This is a genomic window from Streptomyces sp. NPDC046909 (assembly GCF_040644695.1).
Classification (GTDB): Bacteria; Actinomycetota; Actinomycetes; order Streptomycetales; family Streptomycetaceae; genus Streptomyces.
Genome location: NZ_JBEYXC010000001.1, coordinates 388,135 through 412,244, shown reverse-complemented (window position 1 = coordinate 412,244; position 24,110 = coordinate 388,135). Strand labels below are relative to the sequence as shown.

The window sequence follows — 24,110 nt, the reverse complement described above, 5'->3', positions numbered from 1 at the left end:
GCCGGCCTCCACGCACCTCACGCCGGGGAGTCGCGGTGAGCGGCTTCCTCGACGGGGCGCAGGGCGGGCCTCGGCAGCGGTTGCTTCAGGTGCTGGCCTGTTCCGCGCTGGGGCCCGGCCTGGACGGGGTGCTGCTGTTCGATCTGGAGCCGGAGATGGTGGCGCCGGTGACGGACGCGTTCGCGCAGGTGCTGCGGTGGCGGGACGGGCGGCCGGTGCGGCGCGCGATGCTCGGGTCGGTGACCGGCGACGACGAGCTGTGGCTGCGGCCGACGCTGCGGCAGGAGGGCGCCGGCATGAACTTCTCGCTGGCTCCCGGGCCGTTGGTCGACACGGACCCGGCGGCGTCGACGCTGGTCGTGGTCCCCGACCTGGTCCGGCTGAGCCTGCCCGGGATGCGGGCCGCGGTCCAGCTGCTCGGCGCGGACGTCGCCGCGGTCGAACGCTCCGGGTTCCGCGCCCGCTGGCGCCCCCGGGCCCGCTGGCTCGCCGCCTGCCGGGAGGCGGAGGTGGGCCGGCTCTCCCCCCACCTCCTGGACCGCTTCCCGATCCGCCTCAACGCGGCGGGCCTTGAGGCGGAACGCCTGCTGGACGCCCTCGACGAGGCGCGCGGGGTGCAGGGGGCGGACGGCGCCTGGGTCCTGTCTCCCGAGACCTCGGTCTCCCCCCTCGGTGAACTCCCGGCGTCCTGGCGCGCCGTCCTCGCCTCCCCCGCCCGCCCCGCCAGTCGGCTCACCGAGGAGGCCGCCGATCGGGCCGTCGGGCTCTTCGGCGCGGACGCCGGGAGCCGGCGGGCCCTCGGACTCGCGCGGCTGGCGCGGGCGTTGGCCGTGTTCGGCGGGGTCGGGACGTGTGGGCCGGAGCAGGTCGACGAGGCCGCGCGGCTCATCGGGGTCGCCGCCAGGCCCGTACCGCCTGCCGACGGGGTGCCCGGGGACGGCGGGCCGGTCGCGTCGGGCGGGGGTGGTGAGGGGCATCCGCCGCCCGAGCCGCCCAAGCCGGACCCCGTGCCCGAGGACGGGGAGCCCGCGGCGCAGGGCACCGGTACCGCCGTCGCCGTACCGGCCGGTCCCGCCGAGGCGCTGGACACCTTCGCCGCCGACGCGGGGGAAGGGGTCGGCTCGCCGTTCCCTGAGGACGACGCCCGGTTCCTGAGGGAGTTCGCCCCGCTGCGCATCCCCTGGCAGCGGCGTCCGGAGCCCAGTTCGGCGCGCGGCCCGGTGATCGGCGTACGGCCCGCGACCGCGCTGCGGGATCTGGCGTTCGTGGCCACCGTCATCGAGGCCGCCAAGCACCAGAACCTGCCCGCCCGGCGGGTGCTGCGGGTCGGCGGGGACGGGCGGCTGGTCGTGCGGCCCGGTGACTTCCGCAGTTACGCCCGGCTGCCGGTGACCGAGCGGATGCTGGTGCTGCTGCTCGACCACACGTGCCGCGGCGACTGGGACTGGCAGCCCGCGCTCGCCCCCTACTTCCAGTGGGCGTACACCGGGCGCGCCTCGGTGTGCGTCGTCGAGGTCGGCGGGCGGGACGCGGCGCACGAGCTGAAGGCCGAGCACTTCGTCGCCCGCAGCGTCCTCGACCCGCGCGTGGGACGGGCCCTGCACCGGCCGGCGGGGCGCAGCAGTCCGCTCGCCCACGGCCTCGCGGTGACCGACCAGTTGCTGCGGCGGGCCTTCCAGCAGCGCTCCAACCTGGTGGAGGCGTGGCTGGTGGTGGTCACGGACGGCCGGGGGAACGTGCCGCTGGACACGGGGGTGGTCGGAAGGCTGCCGGGTCCTGTGCGCCGTACGGGTGTCGAGGACGCGCTCACCGCGGCCGGGCGGATCGGGGCGATGGGGCGGATGCGGCTGCACTGTGTCGTGGTGGACGCGGCGCGTCGGCCGTACGCCGATCTGACATTCCAGCTCGCCGACGCGCTGGGCGGTGTGACCGTCGCCGGGCGCACGACGAGAGGGGTCGCCGGTGTCCGCTGAACCGTCCGGCCCGCGCGGGCTCGGCGGGGCGATCCCGCTGGGCCCCGGCACACCCGCCCGGCCACCGGCACCCCAGCCGCTGCCCGCGCCGCGCCCCGCGCCGGTGCCGGAGCATGTGACCGAGCTCGACGAGGCCGTGGCCCTGCGCCCGGCGGCCGTCGACCCGCATCAGCGGCTGCCCGCCAAGTTCGCGATGCTGTCGGTGCACCGCGCCTACGACGGCGGGCGGGAGGCGTTCCGGCTGCGCGGGCACAGCGGCGGCGAGCTGGAGACCGTACTCGACTCCGAACACACCCAGCTGCGGCCCAAGAACCTCGCCCTGCACAATCTGCGGCAGGGGACCGGGCGGCCGTCGCTGCCGAGCGAGCTCCTCATGGGTCTTGAGGAGTGGTCGCGGGGGCAGGAGGCCCTGGTCCGCTGGATCAACGCGCTGCGGGCCCGGCACGGTGCCGAGCTCCAGCTGGTGATCTGGGACGACACCGACTACGACATCCCGTGGGAGCTGCTGCATCTGTCGGGCGGTCAGGAACTGGGCATGGCCAGGGAGATCCTGGGCGCCCTGGTGACCGTGGTGCGCTGGACGACCGTGCACGGCGCCGGGACCTCGCCCTTCGGTGAACCGGCCGCCTGCTCGGGCCACGTCCTCGGGTTCTACGCGGAGCAGATGCGCCAGGACGCGGAGGTCTTCGAGGAGTACCAGCACAGCCCGCACTTCGTACGCCCGTGGCCCTTCCTGGCCGAGCTCACCCGGCGTGAACTGGGCGCGGGGCTCGTGTACATGGGGTGTCACGCCGAGTACGGTCCGGACGCGCACGACGTCAAGATCGACGTGGTCAGCTGGAGCCGGCTCAATCTCCAGCCCATGCCCGCGCTCGCCGACGGCCGCACCCTGGTGTGCCTCAACGCCTGTGACTCCGCGCGCGCCTTCGACAACCAGGGGCGGGGCGAGAACGCGCTGCGGGGGTTCGCGGAGCTGTTCCTGCGCAAGGGGGCGGGCGGGTGCATCGCCACGTCGGGGAAGGTGGGCGACAAGACGGCCCATCAGCAGATCAGGGAGCTGGTGAAGCGGGTGTGCGCCGATCCGGAGCTGCCGGTCGCCCGCGCCCTGCGCGAGTTCCGTGCCGGGGCGGCGGCCCGATTACCCGTACCGCTGTGGTGGCTCGACGGTGAAGACCGCAGCGAGCTGGACACGGAACGCGAGATCCTGGAATCCCTGTACAGCTTCATGTTCGTGTACTTCGGGCACCCGTTCACGACGCTCCGGCTGCGGGGCAGGACGGAGGAGGTGGGGTGGTGAGCGGTGATACCCCTCGGCCCGTTCCGGGGCCGGGCGCGGCGCTCGTCATCGAGCCGGTCGTGGCCTGGCCCCGGGAGGCCACGGCCGGACAGAGCTATCTGGTCACGGTGGACCTGGACGGCCCCTCGGCGGCGGGTGAATGGCCGTACGAGGAGGAGGAGTTCGAGTTCCACATCGCCCTCGACGGCGCCCCGCGCTTCGTCTGCGAGGCGCTGAACGAGCCCAGCGTCGTCCTGCACCGCTTCGGCGGCACCTACGGCCCCGCCCGCTTCGTAGTGAAGGCGGACCCGGCGCCCGGCTCGGGTCTGCTGCGGCTGACCATCAGCAACCACCGGGGCGTTCCCGTGCGCACGGTGGAGCTGAAGAGCGAGATCGTCGAGGAGCGGGCCCGGGACGGGCAGGGCCTGGTCCTGGTGCCCTCGGCGACCGGACCGCACCCCCCGTCGTCGACCGACACCGGCCCCCTGCGCACCCTCCCCACCCCCCGCTCCCCCGGCGCCGCGTCCCCCGACCACGTCACCCTCAGCTACGCCGGCACCCACCGCGCCTGGGCCACCTGGGCGGCGTACCAGCTGGAGCGGCACGGCTGCCGTACCGCCCTGCTGCGCTGGGACCCGCCGCCGGGTGTGCCGCTGGAGCGGCTGCTGGCCGATCTGCTGGCCGAGCCGGGCCGGATCCTGCTGCTCCTGGACGAGGGCTATCTGCGCCTGGGCCAGCGCACCGAGGAGGAGTGGACCGCGGCGCTGACCGATGTGGTCGCCCCGCATCCGGACCGGTTCGCGGCGGTCGACCTGTCCGAGCGGGCGCTGCCCGACGCGGCCGCCGTGCTCGGCCCGCCCGCCCTCAGGGACCTCGACCCGGCGGAGGCGCTGCGCCGGCTGCTGGCCGCGCTGGGCCTGGAGCACACCGCGCCGGACGCCGACGAGGACGTACCCGTCGCCCCGCGGTTCCCGGACGCGCCGCCGGAGGTGTGGAACGTGACGCGCCGCAACTTCCGTTTCACGGGCCGCGATCCGGTCCTGGAGGATCTCCACGCGCTCTTCGAGAGCGGAGGTCCGGCCGGGGCGCGGGTCGCGCTGCGAGGTATCTCGGGGGTCGGCAAGAGCCAGATCCTGATCGAGTACGCGCATCGGTTCGCCAACGAGTACGACGTGGTCTGGTGGGTCAGCGCGAGCTTCCGGGCCACCGCCCGCCAGCAGTTCGCCGACCTCGCGGACCGACTCCGGCTGACCGAGGCGGCACGGTCGCTGGGCGAGCGGGTACGGGCCGTTCGGGAGGCGCTGCGCACCGGACGGTGGCGCTGGCTGCTGATCGTGGACAGCGCCGACGACATGGACCAGGTCAACGATCTGCTCCCGGAGAGCGGCGGCCATGTCGCGATCACCACCCTCACCCGCGACTGGGCCGCCTCCGGCGGGGTCGCGGAGATCCAGGTGGCGCCCTTCACCCGCGCGGAGAGCGTCAGTTACGCCCGCCGCCATGTGGAGCGGCTCACCGAGGAGGAAGCCGACCAACTCGCCGACGCGGTCGAGGACTTCCCGCTGCTGCTGGCGCAGACCACGGCCTGGTTGCAGACCAACCGCATCCCCGCCGCCGACTACATCGCACGACTGCGCGGGGCCGACGCGGACGACATCGGTATCCAGATCTCCTCCGACTACCCGATCGGCTTCCAGGCCAGCTGGGCCATCACCCTCAGCACCCTGGAACAGGACAACCCCAAAACCACCGAACTGCTGCGCCTGTTCGCCCTGTTCTCGCCCGGCTCGATCCCGATCCGCCTGATCCAGCAGGCCCACCCCGGCGATCTGCCGCCGCATCTGGCGGAACTCGCCGCCGACCCGGTGCGCTGGCGCAACGCGCTCACCCGGCTGTCGGAGTCCACCGCCGTACGGATGGACTACCTGCACGACCTGGACAACGACACCTACCGCGACAGCGTGGAGATGCACCGCCTCTACCACCGCTTCCTGCGCCGCACCCTCTCCCCCGCCGACCGCGACGAACTCTCCGCCGTGGCCTGCCGGGTGCTGGTCTCGGCCGACCCGCAGCGCCCCTCGGACGTGCGCGCCTGGCCGACGTACGCCGGACTGCTGCCGCATCTGTATCCGTCGGGCGCGCTGGAGAGCGCCGAGGACTCGGTGCGTGAACTCGTCCTGAACTGCATCGAGTACCTGCGGCTGCGGGACGAGGAGAGCACCGGCCTCACCCTGTGCGAACAGGTGCTGGCGCGCTGGCGGGTGCGGCTGCCGCCCACCCATCCCTCGATGCTGGTCCTGGTCCACCAGCACGCCAACATGCTGCGCCGCTGCGGCCGTTACCGGGAGGCGGAGGCGGTCGGGCGGGCCGTGGTCGAGCAGTTGGAGTACGAGCGGGCGGCCGACGACGCCGATCTGCTGCGGGCCCAGGTCGGGCTCGGCGGCACCCTGATGGCGCTGGGCCTGTTCGAGGAGGCGCACCAGCTGTGCGACCGGGTGTGGCGGGCGTACGACGCCCTGGAGGGCCCGGAGGCCCCGCACACCCAGGGTTCGCTGCACAACCTCGGCGTGGCCCTCGGACTCCTCGGCCGCTATCTGGAGGCGGCCGCCGTCCACCGCGAACTCCTGGCCGTACGACGGCGGTTGCTCCCCCCCAACCACCGGCAGACCCTCCTCACCGGCCTCACCTACGCCCGCTCGCTGCGGCTCCTGGGCCGCCACCAGGAGGCCGCCGAACTCCAGGAGGTCAACACCCGGCTGCACCGCGAGACCATGGGCGAGTACCACACCCAGACCCTCTACGCCGTGCACAACCAGGCGCTGTGCAGGCGCCGTTCGGGCGACTACGAGACGGCCGGCGAGCTGCTGCGCGGCCTGGTGGAGCGGTGCGCACAGCTCCAGGGCGCCCGGCACCCCATGACCCTGATGGTCCAGGCCGACCACGCCTCCTTCCTCCGCTCCCACGGCGACCCCGTCGAGTGCGCCGACCTGACGCTCCAGGTCGCCGAGGACTACCGGCACCTGCTCGGCGAGGACCACCCCAACACCGTGGGCGTACAGGGCAATCTGGGCCTGGTGTACTGGCGCCTCGGCGACCACGCGGAGGCGCAGCGCCTGCTCGACCAGGCGCTGCGCGGCATGACGGCCGCCCTGGGCGCCGACCACCCCTGGACCCTGGGCTGCGCCCTCAACACGGCCGCGGTACGCCATCTCTCGGGCCGCCGGGAGGAGGCCGCCGCCCTGCGCGAGGACACCCTGCGCCGCACACGGGGCGCCGTGGACGACGGCCACCCGCTCCTGCTGGCCTGCACGGAGGCGCTAGGGGGCGGCGCGGACGAACCGCCGGGCTGGGACTTCGAGCCGCAGCCGATCTGAACTGCCGACCCGAACTGCCGACCCGAACTGCCCTTCCGGGCCCGAGTCTTGGGTTCCGGCATGCCGAGGCTATGGGCTGCCTGTGAGTCCGCTGATTCTCACTCTTCCCTCAGCGACGGCTCAGGGTTCCCCCAGACACCGCCCCGATCGTCACTGCCATGAACGAAACGAACGCGGGAGGCGTCCGGGGGCGATCGGTGGAGATCGTGGTCCCGGTCCACAACGAGGCACACGTCCTCGCCGAGTCCATCGGCCGTCTCCACACCTACCTCGAAGCGTCCTTCCCGTTTCCGTTCCGGATCACGGTCGCGGACAACGCCAGCACCGACAGCACCTGGCGGGAGGCGACGGACCTGACCCTCCGCCTCCCGCATGTGCACGCTGCGCACCTGGAGGCCAAGGGCCGGGGCCGCGCCCTGAAGCACGTGTGGTCCCGTTCCACGGCCGACGTGGTGGCGTACATGGACGTGGACCTGTCGACGGGCCTGGAGGCCTTCCTCCCTCTGGTGGCCCCGCTCCTCTCCGACCACAGCGATCTCGCGATCGGCAGCCGTCTGCACCGCCAGGCCGCCGTGGAGCGGGGCGCGAAGCGGGAGTTCATCTCGCGCTCCTACAACAGACTGCTGAAGCTCGGCCTGGCGGCCCGCTTCACGGACGCGCAGTGCGGATTCAAGGCGGTCCGCACCGACGTCTTCCGGGCCCTCGCCCCGCACATCGAGGACACCGCCTGGTTCTTCGACACCGAACTGCTGGTCCTCGCCCAGCGCAACGGACTCCGTATCCACGAGGTGCCGGTCGACTGGACCGACGACCCCGACAGCCGGGTCGACATCGTCCGCACCGCGCTGGACGACCTGAGGGGCATGACCCGCATGCTCCGCACCGCCCGTACCCGCATCGCCGTACCCCGGCGGACCAGCACTCCGCAGGTGCCGGCCGCCCGTGTCCCCGTCCTCGCCGCCCACCTGGAGTACGCGTCATGACGACCCTCGCCCCTCCGCCCGCCCAGGAGGCGACCCGGCACCGGGCCGCGCCGCCCACCCCGGGCGGCCGCGTCCGCCGCCTGTTCACCGGCGCCCCCGAGGACCCCCGCTGGGCCCGCCCGGCCCTGTGGGCGATCCTGCTCCTGGCGACAGCCCTCTACGCCTGGAACATGTCCTCCATCACGGGGAACACCTTCTACAACGCGGCCGTCTACTCCGGCACCAAGAGCTGGAAGGCCTTCTTCTTCGGCGCGCTGGACTCCGGCAGCTTCATCACCGTCGACAAACCCCCCTTCGCCCTGTGGGTGATGGGCCTGTCGGCCCGCGTCCTCGGTTACGGCACCTGGCAGTTGATGCTGCCGATGGTCGCGGTGGGCGTGAGCTCGGTAGCCCTCCTGTACCGCATGGTCAAGCGTGACTTCGGCGCCGTCGCGGCGACGATCGCGGCCCTCGCCCTGACCCTGACCCCCATCACGGTCGCCATCACCCGCGACACCAACCCGGACCCGATCCTGGTCTTCCTGATGCTGCTGGGCGCGGCGGCGTTGATGAAGGCGGTACGCACGGGCCGCCTGATGCCCCTCGTCTGGTCCGGGGTGGCGATCGGCTTCGCGTTCAACACGAAGATGATGCAGGCGTACGTCGTACTGCCGGCGTTCTTCCTCGTGTACCTCTGGGCGGCAAACGTCTCTCTGGGCAAGCGGATCCGCAACCTGGCCGTCGGCACGGTGGCGCTGGTGGCGAGCTCGGCGTGGTGGATGGTGGTCGTGGACCTGATCCCGGCGTCCTCGCGCCCCTACATCGGCGGCTCGACCGACAACACGGTCTGGGACCTGGTCATCGGCTACAACGGCTTCGGCCGGATCTTCGGCGCGAGTTCCTCGGTGGGCTCGCAGGGCAACGGCGCGAGCTTCGGCGGTGAGTCGGGCCTGTACCGGATGTTCAACAGCATCATGGGCGGCCAGATCTCATGGCTGATCCCGTTCGCGCTGATCGCGCTGGTGGCGGGTGTGATCCTGCGGGGTCGCGCTCCGCGCACAGACGCCAAGCGAGCGGCGTTGATGCTGTGGGGCGGCTGGTTCGTCCTGCACTACCTGACCTTCGCCCTCGCCGAGGGCACGTTCCACCCGTACTACGTCACGGCGATGGCCCCGGGTATCGCGGCCCTGGCGGGAATCGGCGCTGTGATGCTCTACCGCGCCTTCGTGGAGGGCTCGGCGGCGAAGTGGGCCTGGGTTCTCCCGACGGCGATCGCGGCGAGCACGGTCTGGTCGGTGGTCCTGCTCCAGCGAGTCTCGGGCTCCGGAACGGTCTACACGGTGGCGGAGTTCGCAGCCGGTGCGGCAGGCGCCGCGGCGGTGATCGGCCTGCTCCTGGGCCGCTTCACGCGACGCCAGCGCCTGACGGGTATCGCGGCACTCGCCGCCGTGGTCGCCCTGCTGGCCGGTCCGGCGGCGTACTCGGCCTCGGCCGCGACCTCCAGCACGAACGGCACGAACCCGACGGCCGGACCGAGCACGGGCGGCGGCATGGGCGGCGGAGGCGGCGGCATGGGCAGCGGCCAGCGCCCGAGCGGCGGCCCCGGCGGCAGCACGAGCACCGAGAACGGCACCTCGGACGGCCAGTCAATGGGCGAGCCGCCGTCGGGCAACGCGCAGTCCGACACCAACACCGACACCGACACCGACACCGACAAGGCATCCGCCGGTGGCGGCATGGGCGGCGGAACCCAGGTCTCCTCCGAGATGATCACGTACCTCAAGAAGAACCAGGACGGCGCCACCTGGCTGGTAGCGGTCGCCACCGACCAGACCGCCTCCTCGATCATCCTGGAGTCCGGCGAACCCGTCATCTCGATGGGCGGCTGGTCCGGTTCGGACAACGCCATGACCCTCGCCAAGCTGAAGAGCCTGGTGAAGGCAGGCAAGCTGCACTACATCGTGATCAGCGACAGCGGCCAGGGCTCGTCGAACTCCGAGATCTCCACCTGGGTCAAGAAGAACGGCACAGCGGTGACCGACTACAGCGGCCTGTACCGCCTGGACGCCTCCGACGTCAGCTGACCGCTCCCCGTACCCCTGCCCTCCCCTGAACAGGACGGGCCACCGGACTCCCCTGCCGGTGGCCCGTCCTCATGTCCGCGGAACGATCAGCTTGCGGCCCACGGTTCGGCTCGCCATCCCGCCAACTCCCGGTCCAGCCACTCCTCGACGGTTCCCCTCCAGGGATCGGAGGAACCACGGTCAGCCACATCGGCCCAGACGTCCTGTGCCGTGTCGGGGTCGACAAGCAGACTCGCGAAGTACGAGTCGAAGTCATCGGCGACCTTCGTGAAGACTCCTGCCTGAAGCCGTCCCGGCCAGGGAATGCCGTGGACGAACGCGTGAAGTCGCCCCTGGTTCGCCGGATCGAGGTCCAGGAACAGAGTGTCGCTGCCACCATTACGGGCAATGGGAAGCAGCCCGGACAGAGGCACCTCACGGGCGAGCCACCAGTCCGCCGCACGCCGATACTCGCCGAGCAGGGTGCCGTAGCCGTAGCCGCCGGAACTGTCCCTGCCGAGGCTGTGGAGCTCGTTGAAGCTCTGGAACGGCTCCGGCTCGCATTCCGACAGGTGGACGGCGTACTCCAGGGCGCTTCCTCCCGCCGCCTCCAGGAACGAGCGATACGGCGCCGGCAACGGCAGCCCGATCTCCCGTTCCAGGACGTCGAGTTCACCGGAGTCGAACGGCGTGAACGGACCCACCACCAAGCGCCCCTGATACCAGCGCGACAATTCCTCAGCCACGGCCGGATTGTGGCACTGGCCGTCAAGCCGCCGTCGATTGTTCCTTCGCCGCAGGAAACCCCGGCGTCCGCAGCACCCTGCGCTCCCCGTCCACCGCGAACACCTCGCACCCCGGCAGCGAGGCGGCCCAGTCGACCCCCTCCGCCCCCATCGCGAAGGCGGCCGTGGCGACCGAGTCGGCCTCCGTCAGGGAGGACGCCACCACTGTCAGGCTCAGCAGCCCCGTCGCCGGAAGCCCCGTCCGCCCGTCGATGATGTGATCCCCCCGCTCGTACCGCGCGGACGTCGCGACCGCGCCGTCCGTCAGGGACAGGACCGTGCACAGTTTGTCGGCGTGTTCGGGGTGCCGTACGCCCACCCGCCAGGGCCCGCCGGCGGCGATGACGTCGCCGCCGGCGTTGAGGACGAAGCGCTTGGCGCCCGCTGCCAACAGGAGGTCGGCCGCGCGCTGTACCGACCAGCCCTTGACCACCGCGCAGGGGTCGAGGCCCCGGCCCGGAAGGCGTACGTCGAACGCGCCGCCCGTGGCGACCCGGTAGTGCTCGCACAGGTCGAGCACGGTCCGGAGGTCCGTGCTCGCCTCGGCCTCCGTCAGCTCACCGCGCCCCAGGCGCGACACCTCGCTGTCCGCCTTGAAGGGGCTGAACCGGGCGTCGACCTCGCGCAGCCACGCGAAGACCGCGTCCGCCGACTCCTCGCCGACGTGTTCGTCGTCGACCCGCAGCGAGACCGGGAAGCCCATGACGTGCTCGACCCTGTGCAGCATGATCGGTCCCTCAGCCCTTCGCGTCGATCGCGGCCTGCAACGACTCCTTGTAGCCGTCGCTGGTGATCGTCGCACCGGACACCGTGTCGATGTCCGCGCTCTGTGCCTCCAGCGTCTCCGCGATCAGCTTCGGCACGGCCGCCGTCGTCTGCGGATGGTTCGGCTGCTGGAGCATCTTCACCGAGGAGATCTTCTCTCCCTCGAAGGTCACCTGCACCTGCACGGTGCCCTTCTCGGTGTTCACCGCCGAGCCGTCCACCGTCTGCGTCTGGGACGCGGCAGGCGCCGAGGCCGAGGCGGAAGCCGACGGCGAGGACGAAGCAGAAGACGAGGCAGAGGACGAGACGGAAGACGCCGACTTCGCGTTCTCGTCTATCGCCGCCTGCAACGACTCCCGATAACCGTCGCTCGTGATCGTCGCCCCCGACACCGTGTCGATGTCCGCGCTCTGCGCCTCCAGCGTCTCCGCGATCAGCTTCGGCACCGCCGCCTCGGTCTGCGGATGGTTCGGCTGCTGGAGCATCTTGACGGCGGTGATCTTGGTGCCCTGGAAGGTCACCTGGACCTGGACCGGGCCCTTGTCGGTGGTGACCGTCGTGCCCTTGACGACGGTCCCCGAGGAGGACGAGGAACCCGAGGAGGAGGACGTCGCGGACGGCGTCGAGGCCGCCGCCTCCGTCCCCGAGGTGGTGCCGCCGACCGACGGCTCGTACATCCACACCGGGACGAGGCCCGCGATGCTGAGGACGACTACAGGTATGGCTCGCTTCACGGTCTCTTCCTCATCCAGCCAGGCTGAAGCGCTCGAAGTGGGTCTGCGCCTTGGGCACGTTCAGCTCGCGCAGGCTGCCCAGCACGGCGTTCATCATCGGGGGCGGTCCGCACAGGAAGACGTCACGGTCGGTGATGTCGGGGACCATGCGCAGCAGTTCCGCCGGGGCGAGCTTGTCGGGGGCCACCGGGCCCGTGACCAGGTGCAGCTCGGCGCCCTTGGCGAGCGCCAGCTCGCGCAGCTCGTCGTAGAGGACCGCGTCCCGGTCCGTGGCCACGCGGTAGATGACGACCGCGTGGCCGTGCAGCTCCTCCAGCAAGGCACGGATGGGGGTGACGCCTACGCCGCCCGCGATCAGGACCGCCTCCGGGCGGGTGCGGTGCAGCGCGGTGAACGCGCCGTACGGGCCCTCGGCGAAGACGCGCGTGCCGACCTTGAGGTGGCGCAGCGCGGCGGTGCCGTCACCGGCGACCTTCGCGGTCAGGCGGAGCGTGCGGCCGTCGGGGGCCGCCGAGAGGGAGAAGGGGTTGGCCTGCCACCAGCGGTCCTTCGTCAGGAACCGCCAGAGGAAGAACTGGCCGGCGCGGGCGGGCAGCTTGTCGAGGTCGCGGCCGGTGACGTAGATCGAGACGACGTTGTCGGACTCGGGGACGACGGCCTCCACGCGGAACTGGTGGCGGACGTTGCGCCACAGCGGCAGCACCAGTCGGCCCAGGACCACCGAGCCGAGGGCTACGCCCCACACCCCGTACCAGTACGCCGTGGCGGCGTCCGACGAGGTGAAGCTCGTGCCTACCGCCACCTGGTGGGTGAAGGCCAGCACCACGGCCACGTACGTGTACAGGTGGATGAAGTGCCACGTCTCGTACGCCAGCCGGCGGCGGGCGTAACGGGCCGACACCGCGCCGACGACCAGGATGATCGCGAAGGCGACGAGCGCGCGGAGCACGCCCTCGGTGGTCTCGGCGAGGTCGACGACCGTGCCGATCGGGCCGACGTCGCTGTCCTCGGCGTAACCGAAGGCGATGAAGACGAGGTGGGCGAGGAGCGTCCAGACGATGCCGAAGCCGGTCCAGCGGTGCCAGGAGGTCAGGCGGTCCATGCCGATGCGGCGGTCGAGCCACGGGAGGCGGGCGACCAGGACCAGCTGGAAGGCCATGAGGAGGGCGCCGTAGAGGCCGGCGAGGCGGCCGAGGACGATCAGCGCGTTCGAGGCGAAGCCGGCCTGGGCGAAGAAGACGGCCACGACGGCCACGTTCGCGGCGAGCAGCGCGTACAGGCCCGTGCGGGCCACCACTTTCGGCCGTATCGCCGTGGGGGGCGTCGGGGGCGATTGGACGGTCGTCGTCACGGACGGAGCTCCTTGATCGGGGCCGGGGTAAACGAGCTTGGCTTGAGCGACCTGTCGATAAGCTGTCGTAGAACTTTCAAGTGGTTATCGATGTGGTCGCGCCGCAGTATCGGCTCTGGAGCTGTGGGCCGCGTGACGCACTATGAACGGGTGGAAAAAGTACGCCTCCTCGTCGTCGACGACGACCCGCCCATCGCCGACCTCGTGGCGACCGTCGCCCGCTACGAGGGCTGGGACGCGGTGACCGCGAACTCCGGTGAGGAGGCGCTGAGCCGTGCCGCGGAGTTCAAGCCGGACATCGTGGTGCTCGACCTGATGCTCCCCGACATCGACGGCTTCGGTGTCCTGGAGCGGCTCAGGCGCTCCGGGACGATGGTGCCGGTCGTCTTCCTCACCGCCCGGGACGCGGTCGCCGACCGGGTGGCGGGGCTGACCCGGGGCGGCGACGACTACCTGGTCAAACCGTTCGCGGTGGAGGAGCTGATGGCCCGCCTGCGGACCGTGCTGCGCCGCTCCGCCGGGCCCGGCTTCCAGCGCTCCGTCCTCCAGGTCGCCGACCTGACCATGGACGAGGACACCCGCGAGGTCCGCCGCGGCGAACGCCTCCTCACCCTCACCCCCACCGAGTACGAGGTGCTGCGCTACCTCATGCGCAAGTCACCGACCGTCCTCACCAAGGCGCAGATCCTCGACCATGTGTGGGAGTACGGCTTCGGCGGCCGCTCCAACGTCGTCGAGCTGGTCGTCAGCCGGCTGCGCCGCAAACTGGACGACGAATCCGGTGACCCGCTGATCCACACCGTGCGCGGCTTCGGGTACGTCATCCGGCAGGCGGCCGAGTGATCCGGCGGTTCCGGCAGGCGTATCGCAGGCTCCGGCTCGGCACCCGGCTCGCCCTCGCCCTCGGCGCGCTCGCGCTGCTGGTGTTCGGCGTCGTGGGCACCGCGCTGACGACGTACATGCGGGACTATCTGTCGGCCCAGCTCAACGAGCAGCTCCAGATCGCCCAGGTCGCCCAGACCAAGAGCATCCAGGACCACGGCTCGCTCGCCGGCAAGAAGTACTACCGCTGGTACTACGCCGTGTACGACGTGAAGGACAGCGCCCCCGAACTCCGTACCCCCGAGGACGCCACCGACCTGCCGAAGGACGTCGACGACTTCACGGCCGTCGCGAAGGAGCAGACCACCGCCGACACGGAGGTGCTGAGGACCGCGCATCTGAAGGGCGCCGGCGACTACCGGCTGCGCGCCTGCGAGGTCGAGCCCGGGGTCGTCCTGGTCAGCGGCGCGCCCATGGACGAGATCGACAACACCGTCACGCAGCTGATCACGATCCAGCTCGTGGTGTTCGGACTCGCGCTGCTCGCACTGGTCCTGTTCGGCCGGAAGGTGCTGCGCAACGGCCTCAAGCCGCTCAGCGACATGGCCCACACCGCGCACGGCATCAGCTCCCACAACCTCACCGACCCGGCGGCCCGCCTGCCGCTGCGCGCCGACCGCGAGGGCGGCGGCCCCGAGGTCGAGGAACTGCGCACCGCCTTCAACACCATGCTGGAGCACATCGACGACTCCCTCGCGGTGCGCGCGGCGGCGGAACAGCGACTGCGGCGGTTCGTCGCGGACGCCAGCCATGAGCTTCGTACGCCGCTGATGTCGGTACGGGGCTACGCGGACCTCTTCCAGTACGCCGCCGCCAACGCGCCCGAGGAACGGGACAAGCACCTGGCGCGGCTGAGGGCCGAGGCCGCGCGGATGGGCGTGCTCCTGGACGACCTGCTGCTGCTCGCCCGCTTGGACGCGGCCGAGGTGGAGACGCCACTGCGGCCCAAGGACACCGACCTGGTGGAGCTGGTCCACGAGGCGGCCGACGCCTTCCGCGCCGCGCACCCGGACCGTCCCCTGACGGTGACGGACGGCCCAGAGACCCTCGCCCTGCGCCTGGACCCGCACCGCATCCGCCAGGTTCTGGACAACCTCCTGGCCAACGCGGCCGTCCACACCCCGCCCGGCACCCCGGTGTCGGTGGCGGTCACGACGGGCACCGACCACGCGAAGGTCACCGTGACGGACGCCGGCCCCGGCATCCCGCCCGCCGACCGGGAGAAGGTCTTCGACCGCTTCTACCGCGTCGACAAGGCCCGCAGCCGCGATCGCGGCGGCAGCGGCCTGGGCCTGGCCGTGGCCCGCTCCCTGGTCCGGGCGCACGGCGGCACGGTGGAGCTGAGCAGCGAGCCGGGCCGGACCGTCTTCACGGTCACCCTCCCCCTCACGCTTCCCCTCACGGCAGCGGCATCTCCGTCCAGATGACCTTGCCCTCGGGCGTGTAGCGCGTGCCCCACCGCTCGGTCAGCTGGGCGACGAGGAACAGACCGCGTCCGCCCTCGTCCTCGTTCTTCGCGCGCCGCAGCCGTGGGGAGGTGCTGCTGCCGTCGGAGACCTCGCAGATGAGGGTGCGGTCGCGGATCAGACGGAGCTGGACCGGGCCGGTGGCGTGGCGGATGGCGTTGGTGACGAGTTCGCTGGCGACGAGTTCGGCGGTGAAGGAGAGGTCCTCCAGGCCCCAGGCGGCGAGCTGTTCGGTGACGGCGGCGCGGGAGCGGGAGACGACCGCGGGGTCGCTGGGCAGGTCCCAGGTGGCGACCCGGTCGGATGCCAGGCTGTGCGTACGGGCCACCAGCAGGGCCACGTCGTCGTTGGGCCGGGCCGGCAGCAGCGCGTCGAGGACGGCCTCGCAGGTCTCCTCGGGCGGCCGGCCCGCCTGGGCGAGGACCGCGCGCAACCGCTCAAGGCCGGTGTCGATGTCCCGGTGCCGGTCCTCGATCAACCCGTCGGTGTAGAGCACGAGTTGGCTGCCCTCGGCCAGCTCCAGCTCGACCGTCTCGAAGGGCATCCCGCCGAGCCCGAGCGGCGGCCCCGAGGGCAGGTCGACGAAGGTCACCGTCCCGTCGGGGTCGACGACGGCGGGCAGCGGGTGCCCGGCGCGGGTGAGCGTGCAGCGCCGGGACACCGGGTCGTAGACGGCGTACAGGCAGGTCGCCCCGACGATCCCGGAGTCGGGGCTGCTCTCCGCCGCCCAGCCCTCACCCCGGTCGAGCCGGCCGACGAGGTCGTCGAGGTGGGTGAGGAGATCGTCGGGCGGCAGGTCGAGGGAGGCGAAGTTGTGGACGGCGGTGCGCAGCCGGCCCATGGTGGCCGCCGCGTGCAGCCCGTGCCCGACGACGTCCCCGACGACCAGCGCGACCCGCGCGCCCGACAACGGGATGACGTCGAACCAGTCCCCGCCCACCCCGGCCTGCGCGGGCATGTACCGGCAGGCGACCTCGACGGCACTCTGCTCGGACCGCCCGCGCGGCAGCAGGCTGCGCTGCAACGCCAGCGCGGTGTTGTGCTCGCGGGTGTAGCGGCGGGCGTTGTCGATGCAGATGGCGGCCCGTCCGGCCAGCTCCTGGGCGAGGGCGAGATCGTCGTCCTCGAAGGGCGCCGCCTTGTCGGAACGGTAGAAACTGACGATCCCGAGGGTCGCGCCCCGAGCCCGCAACGGCACGGTGATCAGCGAATGGACCCCGGCCGCGAGCACCCGCTCGCCCCGCGCCGGATCCTGCGCGAGCCACCCCCCGGCCGCCGCCAGCACCGGTTCGAGAACGGACCGCCGGGACTCCAGTCCACGCGCCTGCGGCGTGCCCGGGATGTACGACACCGGGTCCCCGACACCATGCAGATGCGATTCCTCGTGTACGGCGCCCAGGGCGACCCTCCGCAACGGCGTACCCGCGCCCAGCGCGCCCGGCTCCTCGCCGCTGAGCACCGCGTCGGGCAGGTCGACCGCGACGAAGTCGGCGAACCGGGGGACGGTCACCTCGGTGAGTTCCTCGGCGGTGCGGGTGACATCGAGGGTGGTGCCGATCCGTACGCCGGCGTCGTGCAGCAACTCCAGCCGCCGGCGCGCGAGCACGGCGAGGCGGCCGACGCCGGGTTCGCCGAGGAGGAGGAGACGGGCGTCGGTGGCGGGGGCATCGGTGGCGGGAGCGTCGGTGGCGGGGGCGTCGGCGATCCTGTCCACGTCCGCCGGCGCCGGTACGACGGTCCGCAGCCCGGCGGAGCGTGCCGCGGGCCGGGCCGGTGCCGGAGAGGGGACCGGCACCGGCGGTCGGGCGGACTGGGCGAGGACCGACGAGGGGACGGAGGACTGCGGGAGGGAGGACTGCGGGAGGGCCAGGGTCGGCGTGACCGGGGCGGTGGGGGCGGCGACGCAGACCTGGCGGACGTGCGGGCTGCCGAGGATGCGGGCCTCGACGACGACGCCCGTCTCGCCGTCCGCGCCCCGGACCTGACGGCGCAGCAGGGTGGCGGTGCGGCCGCCGGAGAGGGTGACCTCGTCGAGGGTGCGGTGCGGGGACGCGAGGAGTTCCTCGGCCTTCTCGCGCAGCACGGCCCGGTCGATACGGCCCAGTTCGTCACCGGTCACCCGGTCACGGCCCGGCTGCCGCCACTCCATCGACGCCCGGGCGGCCCGCCGGTACGCGGCGAGCAGCGCCCGCTCCCGCTGGGTGGCCTGCTCCAGCATCCGCGCCTCGATGGCGTGCGCGGCCTCACGGACCAGCCGCAGCATCGCGGGGTCGCCGTCGTCCCGCAGACAGGTGAGGTCGAGTACGGCCTCGATCCGCCCGCTGAGCGGGTTGCGGACCGGGGAACCGGCGCAGGCGAAGGGCTGAAGACAGTCGGCGAAGTGTTCCCGCCCGACGACGTAGACGGGGTTGCGCTCGGCGAGCGCGGTGCCGACGCCGTTGGTGCCCACGACCCGTTCCGAGGCGTCGAACCCGGGGGCGAAGTTCACGTCGTCGAGCCGCTCGCACAGCACCCGGCCGCCGCCGAGCCGCTGGACCATCCGCCCCTGTCCGTCGCACAGCGCGATGGTCATGCCGGCCTCGGACAGCGAGGAGGCGAGGTTCTTCAGCACGGGCTCGGCGGCACGCAGGAACGGGTCGTCCAGGGTGAGGTCGGGCGCGTAGGGAACCCGCAGCCGATCCGGCTCGACCCCCGCGGACCTGCACCGCTTCCAGGAGTCCAGCACGGAGTCACGGACGTCGGCGTCGACCCGCGCACCGGCCAGGAAACGTTCATGGGCATCGACGAGTCCGCCGATGTCGTCCCAGGCGACGGACAACAGGATCACTTCCCTCACCCGGAGGCGAGCCCGGTGGCGCGCCGCCGTTCAGCACGCCCCCCGGCGGACCTCCCAGTCGTTTTTCACCCTAGACCCTTTGTGATACCGATCACAACAAACTCCCGAAGTGCACCGGAGGCACCTTTCGTCCCCGCGTTCGACGCGGGGAATCCCCGTGCGACCGGCCCCGGACACAGGTACGTTTCCGGCCCCGCGAGAGCCGACGTGTCAGCCCTTTTCCGCAGGCCGCCCGCAGCTCCGCCGGACGATCAGCTCGACGGGGATCATCGGCTCGTCCCGCTCCCCGGTCCGCCCGTCGATCCGGTCGAGGAGCAGCCGCAGCGACCGCGTCCCGATCTCGGCGAAGTCGGTCCGCACGGTGGTGAGCGGCGGCAGCAGATGCGCGGCCTCGGGAATGTCGTCGTACCCGACGACACTGACGTCCTCGGGCACCCGCCGCCCCGCCTCGTGCAGGGCGTGCAGCAGCCCGAGGGCCATCTGGTCGTTGGACGCGAACACGGCGGTGACATCCGGCCGCGCGGCCAGCCGACGCCCCAGCTCATATCCGGAGTCGGAGCTCCAGTCCCCGACCAACGGCTCCGGAATCTCCGCCCCCGCCGCCTTCAGGGTCTCCTCCCAGGTGCTCACCCGCTGATCGGCGGAGCTCCACCCGCTCGGCCCGGCGATGTGCCACACGGTCGCGTGCCCCAGCCCCAGCAGATGCCCGACGGCCATCCGCGCCCCGGCACGGGAGTCGGCCGTGGCCAACGGCGTACCGCCCCTGGTCTCGTTCTCCAGCACCACCAGCGGGGTGTCGAGCCGGGTATCGGCCAACGCCCGCCCCACCCGGTACTGCGGGGCGATGGCGATGACCCCGTCCGCCCCCTCGGCCGACAGCCGATCCACGGCCTCGGCGACCGTGGCATGGTCGGCGGTGTCATCGAGAGCGATGGAGCTCAGCAGATAACCCGCCTTCTGAGCAGCGGTGTTGATAGCGGTGAGGATATTGGCGGGCCCGTACCGCGCGGCATCGAACGAGATCACCCCGAGCATCCGAGTCCGCCCACTCGCCAATGACCGCGCACTCCGACTGGGCCGATACCCGAGACTCCGCATGGCGGCCTGAACGGCCTCCCGGGTCTCGGGCCGGACCGCCGGATTGTCATTCAGCACCCGGGAAACGGTCTGCTTGGACACCCCGGCGAGCCGCGCCACGTCATCCATGACCGGCCGCGAGCCCGCGAAGTTACGTCGACTGCGCCCCTTGGGGGCGGGGTTGTCGGCGGCGCGGGCGTTCATCGCGGGTACTTCCTAGGCGAGGGATGTCGGGGTCAGCATAGGTCGCAGGCCCGCAGCAACGCCCTAAGGGGCGCGGGGCTGCATCCATCAGCGGCTCCGCCGCGGGGCGCGACCAGCCCCCACACACCCGCACCCAACAAATCACCTCACGGCCCGACGGCGAACGGTGACCAGCTCAACCCGCTCAATGCCAGCCTTCCTCCACCCCTCCCCAGCCTCCATCGGCACATACACAGCCGCCCCCTCCGCCGCCGAAAGCACCTTCACCCGCAACTCCCCCACCGGAACCCGATCCAGCCCGATCTCCCAGACCCGCCCGGAGAAGAACTGATCGGCGACCAGGACGTCCCCCACATACGCCCGCCCCACATCCCCGGTCCAGTGAAGCCGCAGCAATGTCCCCGGCGGCAAAAACTCCGGCAGCTCAACCCGGTACTCCGCAGCGGCAGCGTCGAAGTACTTGTCGGCCGGCGCGCTGGCCCGCCCCTGCACCCCCGTCACCGGCTCGGGCGCATCCCCGGCAGACCGCACAAGAGTGACCGTGGCCTCACCGGCAAAGGCCCCTTCGGACGGCAAGGTGTACGTCCCGAACCCTCCACCCGCGTCCGGCGCCGGAAACACCGAGAACGACGGCCGCTCACTCGCACTGTGCAGCCGTACCTCCCCCCGGTCGAACACCACCCCACCATCGGCCAGCACCAGCCGCTCGGCCCCCCACACCTCACCCCGATAGACGGTACGAGCGGTGGCAGCGTCCAGCACAAGGAAGGCAACCCGCCCACCGTCGGCGGTCTCCACCTCGACCAACGCCTCGACCCCGGCCCGCACCCCGCTGACGACGACCCGCCCGTCGACGTACGCCACCTCTCCGGACGGCGCGGAAACAGCCCCCACCGTGCCCTCGTCCAGGGCCAGTTCAGGCACGATACCGTCAACCGCCGCCAGCACCAGCACCGTACGACCGCCGTCCTGAACCCGGCACACCGGCTGAGCTGTGGCCCACTCCAGCCGCACCCCGTCGACATCGAGCCGCAACGGCCAGCAGAAGGTAGCCCCCGACGGAACGGTCACCGGAGCACTCGGAAGACTCACCGCACCACCGCCGTCGAACTCGACCGTGAACGAAGTCTCCGGATGATCCGGCAACGCCTCATGCGGCTGATGGTTGTTGACGAACAGGAACCCCGAGTCACCGTCCCCCCGCACGGCCCACCGCAACGTCTCCCGGTCGGCCTGCCCGCTCGGCCGCACGGACGGCAGCACGGACCGCATCGGCGCGATGAGATGCCCGAAGTCGGCCAACAGCAGGTGCTGGAGCCGGAGTTCGTCGTACGTGTCCCGGTACTGCCCGTACTCCCCGAGCGGTGCCTGGAAGTCGTACGTGAGGACAGGCAGGTCGTTCGGGTACCCCGTGGCGTGGGACTCCTGAAGAGAAGACACCTCCCCCACCGGATTCGTCCCCCCGTGGAACATGTAGTACCCCTGCCACACCGACCCGCAGCCGATCTTCGTCAGCCCGAGCGCGGCGATGTCGGCGGCCTCGACGCGTGGCCGCCGGTGGTAGGAAACCGCCATGCCGCCGCCCAACTCACAGGTGGCCCAGGGGAATCGGTCGGCGAAGGCGTCGGGCGCGCTGCCGCGGACGGAGGTCACCGGGCGCAGGTCGGAGCCGATGCCCTCGTCGTCCCGCTGGTGGGTGAAGAAGAAGTGCTTGCGGCAGGTGTCGGGCCAGCCGCCGTCGGCCTCGGTCCAGAAGGTCTCGGTGTAGCCGCCGTACAGCGGAAGCAGTTCGTCGGGCGGGAGTTGGACCCCGCCCCAGGCGGTCGAGGTCCACAACGGGGCGCTCAGACCGGCCTCTTGCGCCATGCGCTTCAGCGTCAGCAGATGCCCCGGCTGGTCGTAGAGCTCGTTCTCGATCTGGACGGCGACGACGGGTCCGCCATGCCCGCGGTCGAGCCCCCGCAACTGCTCGGCGACAGCCGCGAACCAGGTCCGCACCGCCTCCAGATAGACCGGGTCGTCCGTGCGCGGGACGCAGTCGCGGGCCAGCACCCAGTCCGGCAGACCGCCGTTGCGTACCTCCGCGTGCACCCAGGGTCCGATGCGGGGGATGAAGTCGAGCCCGTGGCGGGCGCAGAGTTCGGCGAAGCGGCGCAGGTCGCGGTCGCCGTCGAAGCGGATGCGGCCCTCGATCTCCTCGTGGTGGATCCAGATGAGGTAACTGGCGACGACGGTGACCCCGCCCGCCTTCATCTTCAGGAGTTCCTCCTCCCACTCCTCCACCGGATAGCGGGTGTAGTGGAACTCTCCGGAGACCGGGAACCAGGGGCGGCCGCCGCGGGTGAGATACCGGCTGGTGACCTCGATCGGGTCGGGCACCCCGGGTGCGTCGGCGAAGGGGAGGTGGCCGGTGAGCGGGGGCCCGGACGGCTCGGGTACGCGTACGTGGTGCCGCATCAGAAGGTCTCCGGTCCCAGGTCGGGGGTGTCGGTGAGGTAGGCGGTCGTGCCGGTGGTGGCATGGAGTTCCAGCAGCACCAGGTCGTTGGCGCCGGGACGCAGGACCGGTGCGGGGACGTACAGGGTGTGCTGGGGGCCGCGGTTCCAGTAGCGGCCGAGGTGGAAGCCGTTGACCCAGGCCTGGCCCTTGGTCCAGCCGGGCAGCGCGAGGAAGGCGTCGGCGGGTTCCGTCACCTCGAACGTGCCGCGGTGGAAAGCGGGTTGGGCGTCCGTGGCCGCCTCGGAGGGGGCGAAGGGGACGGCCGTGAGATCGGTGAGCGGCAGCGGGTGGTTGTCCCAGGCGTGCAGGACGGTGCCGTCGAAGGAGACCTGGCCGAGCAGGCCCTTGGGGGCGCCGATGCGGGGGCCGTAGTTGACGCCGCCCATGTTCTCCACGAGCACGTCCAACGTGGCGCCCGGGCGGGGCACTTGGACGGGGAGCGTCTCGTCGTGGTGGCGGCGTTCGAGTACGCCGACAGGGGCACCGTCGAGGAAGACCTGGGCGCGGTCGCCGACTCCGCCCGCGAAGCGCAGCAGGCCGGCGCCCGCGGTGGGGACGGTGGTCCGGTAGAGGGCATATCCGGAGCTCAGGCCCAGTTCGTCCATCATCGCCGGGTTCTCGGTGCGCAGCGGGGCGGCGAGGGTGGCGGCGTGCGGCAGCAGCGGGGTGCGGTGGGTCAACTCGACGGTGGTCGCGGGCAGTTTGCGACCCGGCGCCGGGGCCGGTTCGTCGGGGACGGGGGCGTGGCGGGCGATGACCTCGCGGAAGGCGTGGTACTTGGGGCCGGGGTCGCCGGCTTCGGTGAGCGGGGCGTCGTAGTCGTAGGAGGTGACGGTGGGTTCGTAGGCGTGCTTGTGGTTGGCGCCGTTGGTGAAGCCGAAGTTGGTGCCGCCGTGGAACATGTAGATGTTGACGGAGGCGCCCGCCGCGAGCAGCCGGTCCAGGTCGGCGGCGGCGTCGGCGGCGTCCCGGGTGTGGTGCGGACCACCCCAGTGGTCGAACCAGCCGATCCAGAACTCGGCGCACAGCAGCGGATCCCCGGGCCGGTGCGCACGGTACTGGGCCAGCGCCGAGTCGACGCGCCCGCCGAAAGTACCCGCGGCGAGGACGCCGGGAAGGCTGCCGGCGGCGAGGTGCTCCGGGTCGGCCTGGTCGCAGGTGAAGAGGAACTCCTCAACACCCCTGCCGCGGAAGGCCTGTTCGAGATGCTTCAGATACGCGGTGTCGTCGCCGTAGGCCCCGTACTCGTTCTCCACCTGGACGGCGATGACGGGTCCGCCCGCCTCCGCCATGTACGGCAGCAGCGGAGGCAGCAGCAGATCGAGGTAGCGGTCGATCGCGCCCGTGAAGCGGGGGTCGGAGGAGCGCAGCCGGATGTCCGGGTCGGAGGTGAGCCAGCCCGGCAGACCGCCGCCGTCCCACTCGGCGCAGATGAACGGGCCCGGGCGGAGCAGCACTTGGAGCCCTTCCTCCTTGGCGAGCCGCAGGTAGCGGGGCAGGTCGAGGAAGCCGTCGAGCACCAACTCACCCTCGGGGTCCGGCTGGTGGTGGTTCCACGGGACGTACGTCTCGACGGTGTTGAGCCCCATGAGCCGGGCCTTGCGCAGCCGGTCGGCCCACTGGTCGGGGTGGACGCGGAAGTAGTGCATGGCGCCGGAGAGGATGCGGAACGGCTCGCCGTGCAGCAGGAAACCGTCGGACGTGGTCGTCAGTGCGGGCATGCGGAACTTCCCTTCAGTACGAACGGGATCGGGTACTGCGGATGAGGCCGAAGGCGAGCGGCCAGTTCGGGTCGAGCGCGGAGCCCGCCACGGGTTTCTCGGACACGACAGAAAATGTTACCGGTAACATTCGGGCCGTCAA

Annotated in this window: 15 protein-coding genes; 7 read left to right on the top strand and 8 right to left on the bottom strand. The window is 71.9% G+C overall.

The features are described 5' to 3' along the window. The first annotated feature begins 35 nt into the window (after positions 1 to 35). The 5 genes from ABZ928_RS01685 to ABZ928_RS01665 all read left to right on the top strand — a co-directional run bounded on the left by ABZ928_RS01685 (position 36) and on the right by ABZ928_RS01665 (position 9,669). Entirely contained in the window at positions 36 to 1,973 is a 1,938-nt protein-coding gene (locus ABZ928_RS01685) for a magnesium chelatase (RefSeq protein WP_361514445.1), read from the top strand. Continuing rightward, entirely contained in the window at positions 1,963 to 3,270 is a 1,308-nt protein-coding gene (locus tag ABZ928_RS01680) for a CHAT domain-containing protein (RefSeq protein ID WP_361514444.1), read from the top strand. The genes ABZ928_RS01685 and ABZ928_RS01680 overlap by 11 nt, the downstream gene beginning before the upstream one ends. After that, positions 3,267 to 6,623: an FxSxx-COOH system tetratricopeptide repeat protein gene (gene fxsT, locus ABZ928_RS01675; RefSeq protein WP_361514443.1), complete on the top strand. Its 3,357-nt coding sequence runs from the start codon at positions 3,267 to 3,269 to the stop codon at positions 6,621 to 6,623. The genes ABZ928_RS01680 and fxsT overlap by 4 nt, the downstream gene beginning before the upstream one ends. A 158-nt stretch (positions 6,624 to 6,781) precedes the next feature. Further along, the gene (locus ABZ928_RS01670) at positions 6,782 to 7,606 is read left to right on the top strand and encodes a glycosyltransferase (RefSeq protein ID WP_361514442.1); all 825 of its coding nucleotides are present in this window, start codon (positions 6,782 to 6,784) and stop codon (positions 7,604 to 7,606) included. Beyond that, a complete protein-coding gene (locus ABZ928_RS01665; protein WP_361514441.1) occupies positions 7,603 to 9,669 on the top strand; it encodes a glycosyltransferase family 39 protein in 2,067 nt (688 codons plus the stop codon). Before ABZ928_RS01670 ends, ABZ928_RS01665 begins: the two co-directional genes overlap by 4 nt. Positions 9,670 to 9,755: 86 nt before the next feature. Here ABZ928_RS01665 and ABZ928_RS01660 read toward each other — a convergent pair whose 3' ends face one another. From ABZ928_RS01660 to ABZ928_RS01645, 4 genes are read right to left on the bottom strand one after another with little or no spacing between them, the layout of a single operon-like run. Next, complete coding sequence (locus ABZ928_RS01660; protein WP_361514440.1) at positions 9,756 to 10,394, bottom strand: SMI1/KNR4 family protein; 639 nt, start codon at positions 10,392 to 10,394, stop codon at positions 9,756 to 9,758. 22 nt (positions 10,395 to 10,416) lie between these two features. Continuing rightward, positions 10,417 to 11,160, bottom strand: coding sequence for an FAD:protein FMN transferase (locus ABZ928_RS01655; RefSeq protein WP_361514439.1), 744 nt, complete (start codon positions 11,158 to 11,160; stop codon positions 10,417 to 10,419). A gap of 10 nt (positions 11,161 to 11,170) precedes the next feature. Further along, positions 11,171 to 11,932 (bottom strand): FMN-binding protein, encoded by a 762-nt coding sequence (locus ABZ928_RS01650; protein WP_361514438.1) that lies wholly within the window; start codon positions 11,930 to 11,932, stop codon positions 11,171 to 11,173. A gap of 10 nt (positions 11,933 to 11,942) precedes the next feature. Next, positions 11,943 to 13,283: a ferredoxin reductase family protein gene (locus ABZ928_RS01645; protein ID WP_361514437.1), complete on the bottom strand. Its 1,341-nt coding sequence runs from the start codon at positions 13,281 to 13,283 to the stop codon at positions 11,943 to 11,945. Between the two features lie 90 nt (positions 13,284 to 13,373). Between ABZ928_RS01645 and ABZ928_RS01640 the strand changes: the two genes are divergently transcribed. Together ABZ928_RS01640 and ABZ928_RS01635 are read left to right on the top strand one after the other, a co-directional pair. Beyond that, positions 13,374 to 14,126, top strand: a complete 753-nt coding sequence (locus tag ABZ928_RS01640; RefSeq protein ID WP_361514436.1) for a response regulator transcription factor — start codon at positions 13,374 to 13,376, stop codon at positions 14,124 to 14,126. After that, positions 14,123 to 15,592 (top strand): HAMP domain-containing sensor histidine kinase, encoded by a 1,470-nt coding sequence (locus tag ABZ928_RS01635; protein WP_361514435.1) that lies wholly within the window; start codon positions 14,123 to 14,125, stop codon positions 15,590 to 15,592. The genes ABZ928_RS01640 and ABZ928_RS01635 overlap by 4 nt, the downstream gene beginning before the upstream one ends. On the opposite strand, the gene ABZ928_RS01630 is transcribed toward ABZ928_RS01635, so the two are convergent. The 4 genes from ABZ928_RS01630 to ABZ928_RS01615 all read right to left on the bottom strand — a co-directional run bounded on the left by ABZ928_RS01630 (position 15,564) and on the right by ABZ928_RS01615 (position 23,968). Next, positions 15,564 to 18,458, bottom strand: coding sequence for a SpoIIE family protein phosphatase (locus tag ABZ928_RS01630; RefSeq protein ID WP_361514434.1), 2,895 nt, complete (start codon positions 18,456 to 18,458; stop codon positions 15,564 to 15,566). The two genes, ABZ928_RS01635 and ABZ928_RS01630, sit on opposite strands and share 29 nt — an antisense overlap. Before the next feature lie 219 nt (positions 18,459 to 18,677). Beyond that, a complete protein-coding gene (locus ABZ928_RS01625) occupies positions 18,678 to 19,748 on the bottom strand; it encodes a LacI family DNA-binding transcriptional regulator (protein WP_361514433.1) in 1,071 nt (356 codons plus the stop codon). Between the two features lie 141 nt (positions 19,749 to 19,889). Continuing rightward, complete coding sequence (locus ABZ928_RS01620) at positions 19,890 to 22,205, bottom strand: beta-galactosidase (RefSeq protein ID WP_361514432.1); 2,316 nt, start codon at positions 22,203 to 22,205, stop codon at positions 19,890 to 19,892. Further along, positions 22,205 to 23,968 (bottom strand): beta-galactosidase family protein, encoded by a 1,764-nt coding sequence (locus tag ABZ928_RS01615; protein WP_361514431.1) that lies wholly within the window; start codon positions 23,966 to 23,968, stop codon positions 22,205 to 22,207. The genes ABZ928_RS01620 and ABZ928_RS01615 overlap by 1 nt, the downstream gene beginning before the upstream one ends. Positions 23,969 to 24,110 lie beyond the last annotated feature (142 nt).

Excerpts from the sequence above, each read along its gene's own strand:
- ABZ928_RS01670 (WP_361514442.1), top strand. The coding sequence starts at position 6,782 with ATGAACGAAACGAACGCGGGAGGCGTCCGGGGGCGATCGGTGGAGATC.
- ABZ928_RS01665 (WP_361514441.1), top strand. The coding sequence starts at position 7,603 with ATGACGACCCTCGCCCCTCCGCCCGCCCAGGAGGCGACCCGGCACCGG.
- ABZ928_RS01655 (WP_361514439.1), bottom strand. The coding sequence starts at position 11,160 with ATGCTGCACAGGGTCGAGCACGTCATGGGCTTCCCGGTCTCGCTGCGG.
- ABZ928_RS01640 (WP_361514436.1), top strand. The coding sequence starts at position 13,374 with ATGTGGTCGCGCCGCAGTATCGGCTCTGGAGCTGTGGGCCGCGTGACG.
- ABZ928_RS01625 (WP_361514433.1), bottom strand. The coding sequence starts at position 19,748 with ATGAACGCCCGCGCCGCCGACAACCCCGCCCCCAAGGGGCGCAGTCGA.
- ABZ928_RS01620 (WP_361514432.1), bottom strand. The coding sequence starts at position 22,205 with ATGCGGCACCACGTACGCGTACCCGAGCCGTCCGGGCCCCCGCTCACC.
- ABZ928_RS01615 (WP_361514431.1), bottom strand. The coding sequence starts at position 23,968 with ATGCCCGCACTGACGACCACGTCCGACGGTTTCCTGCTGCACGGCGAG.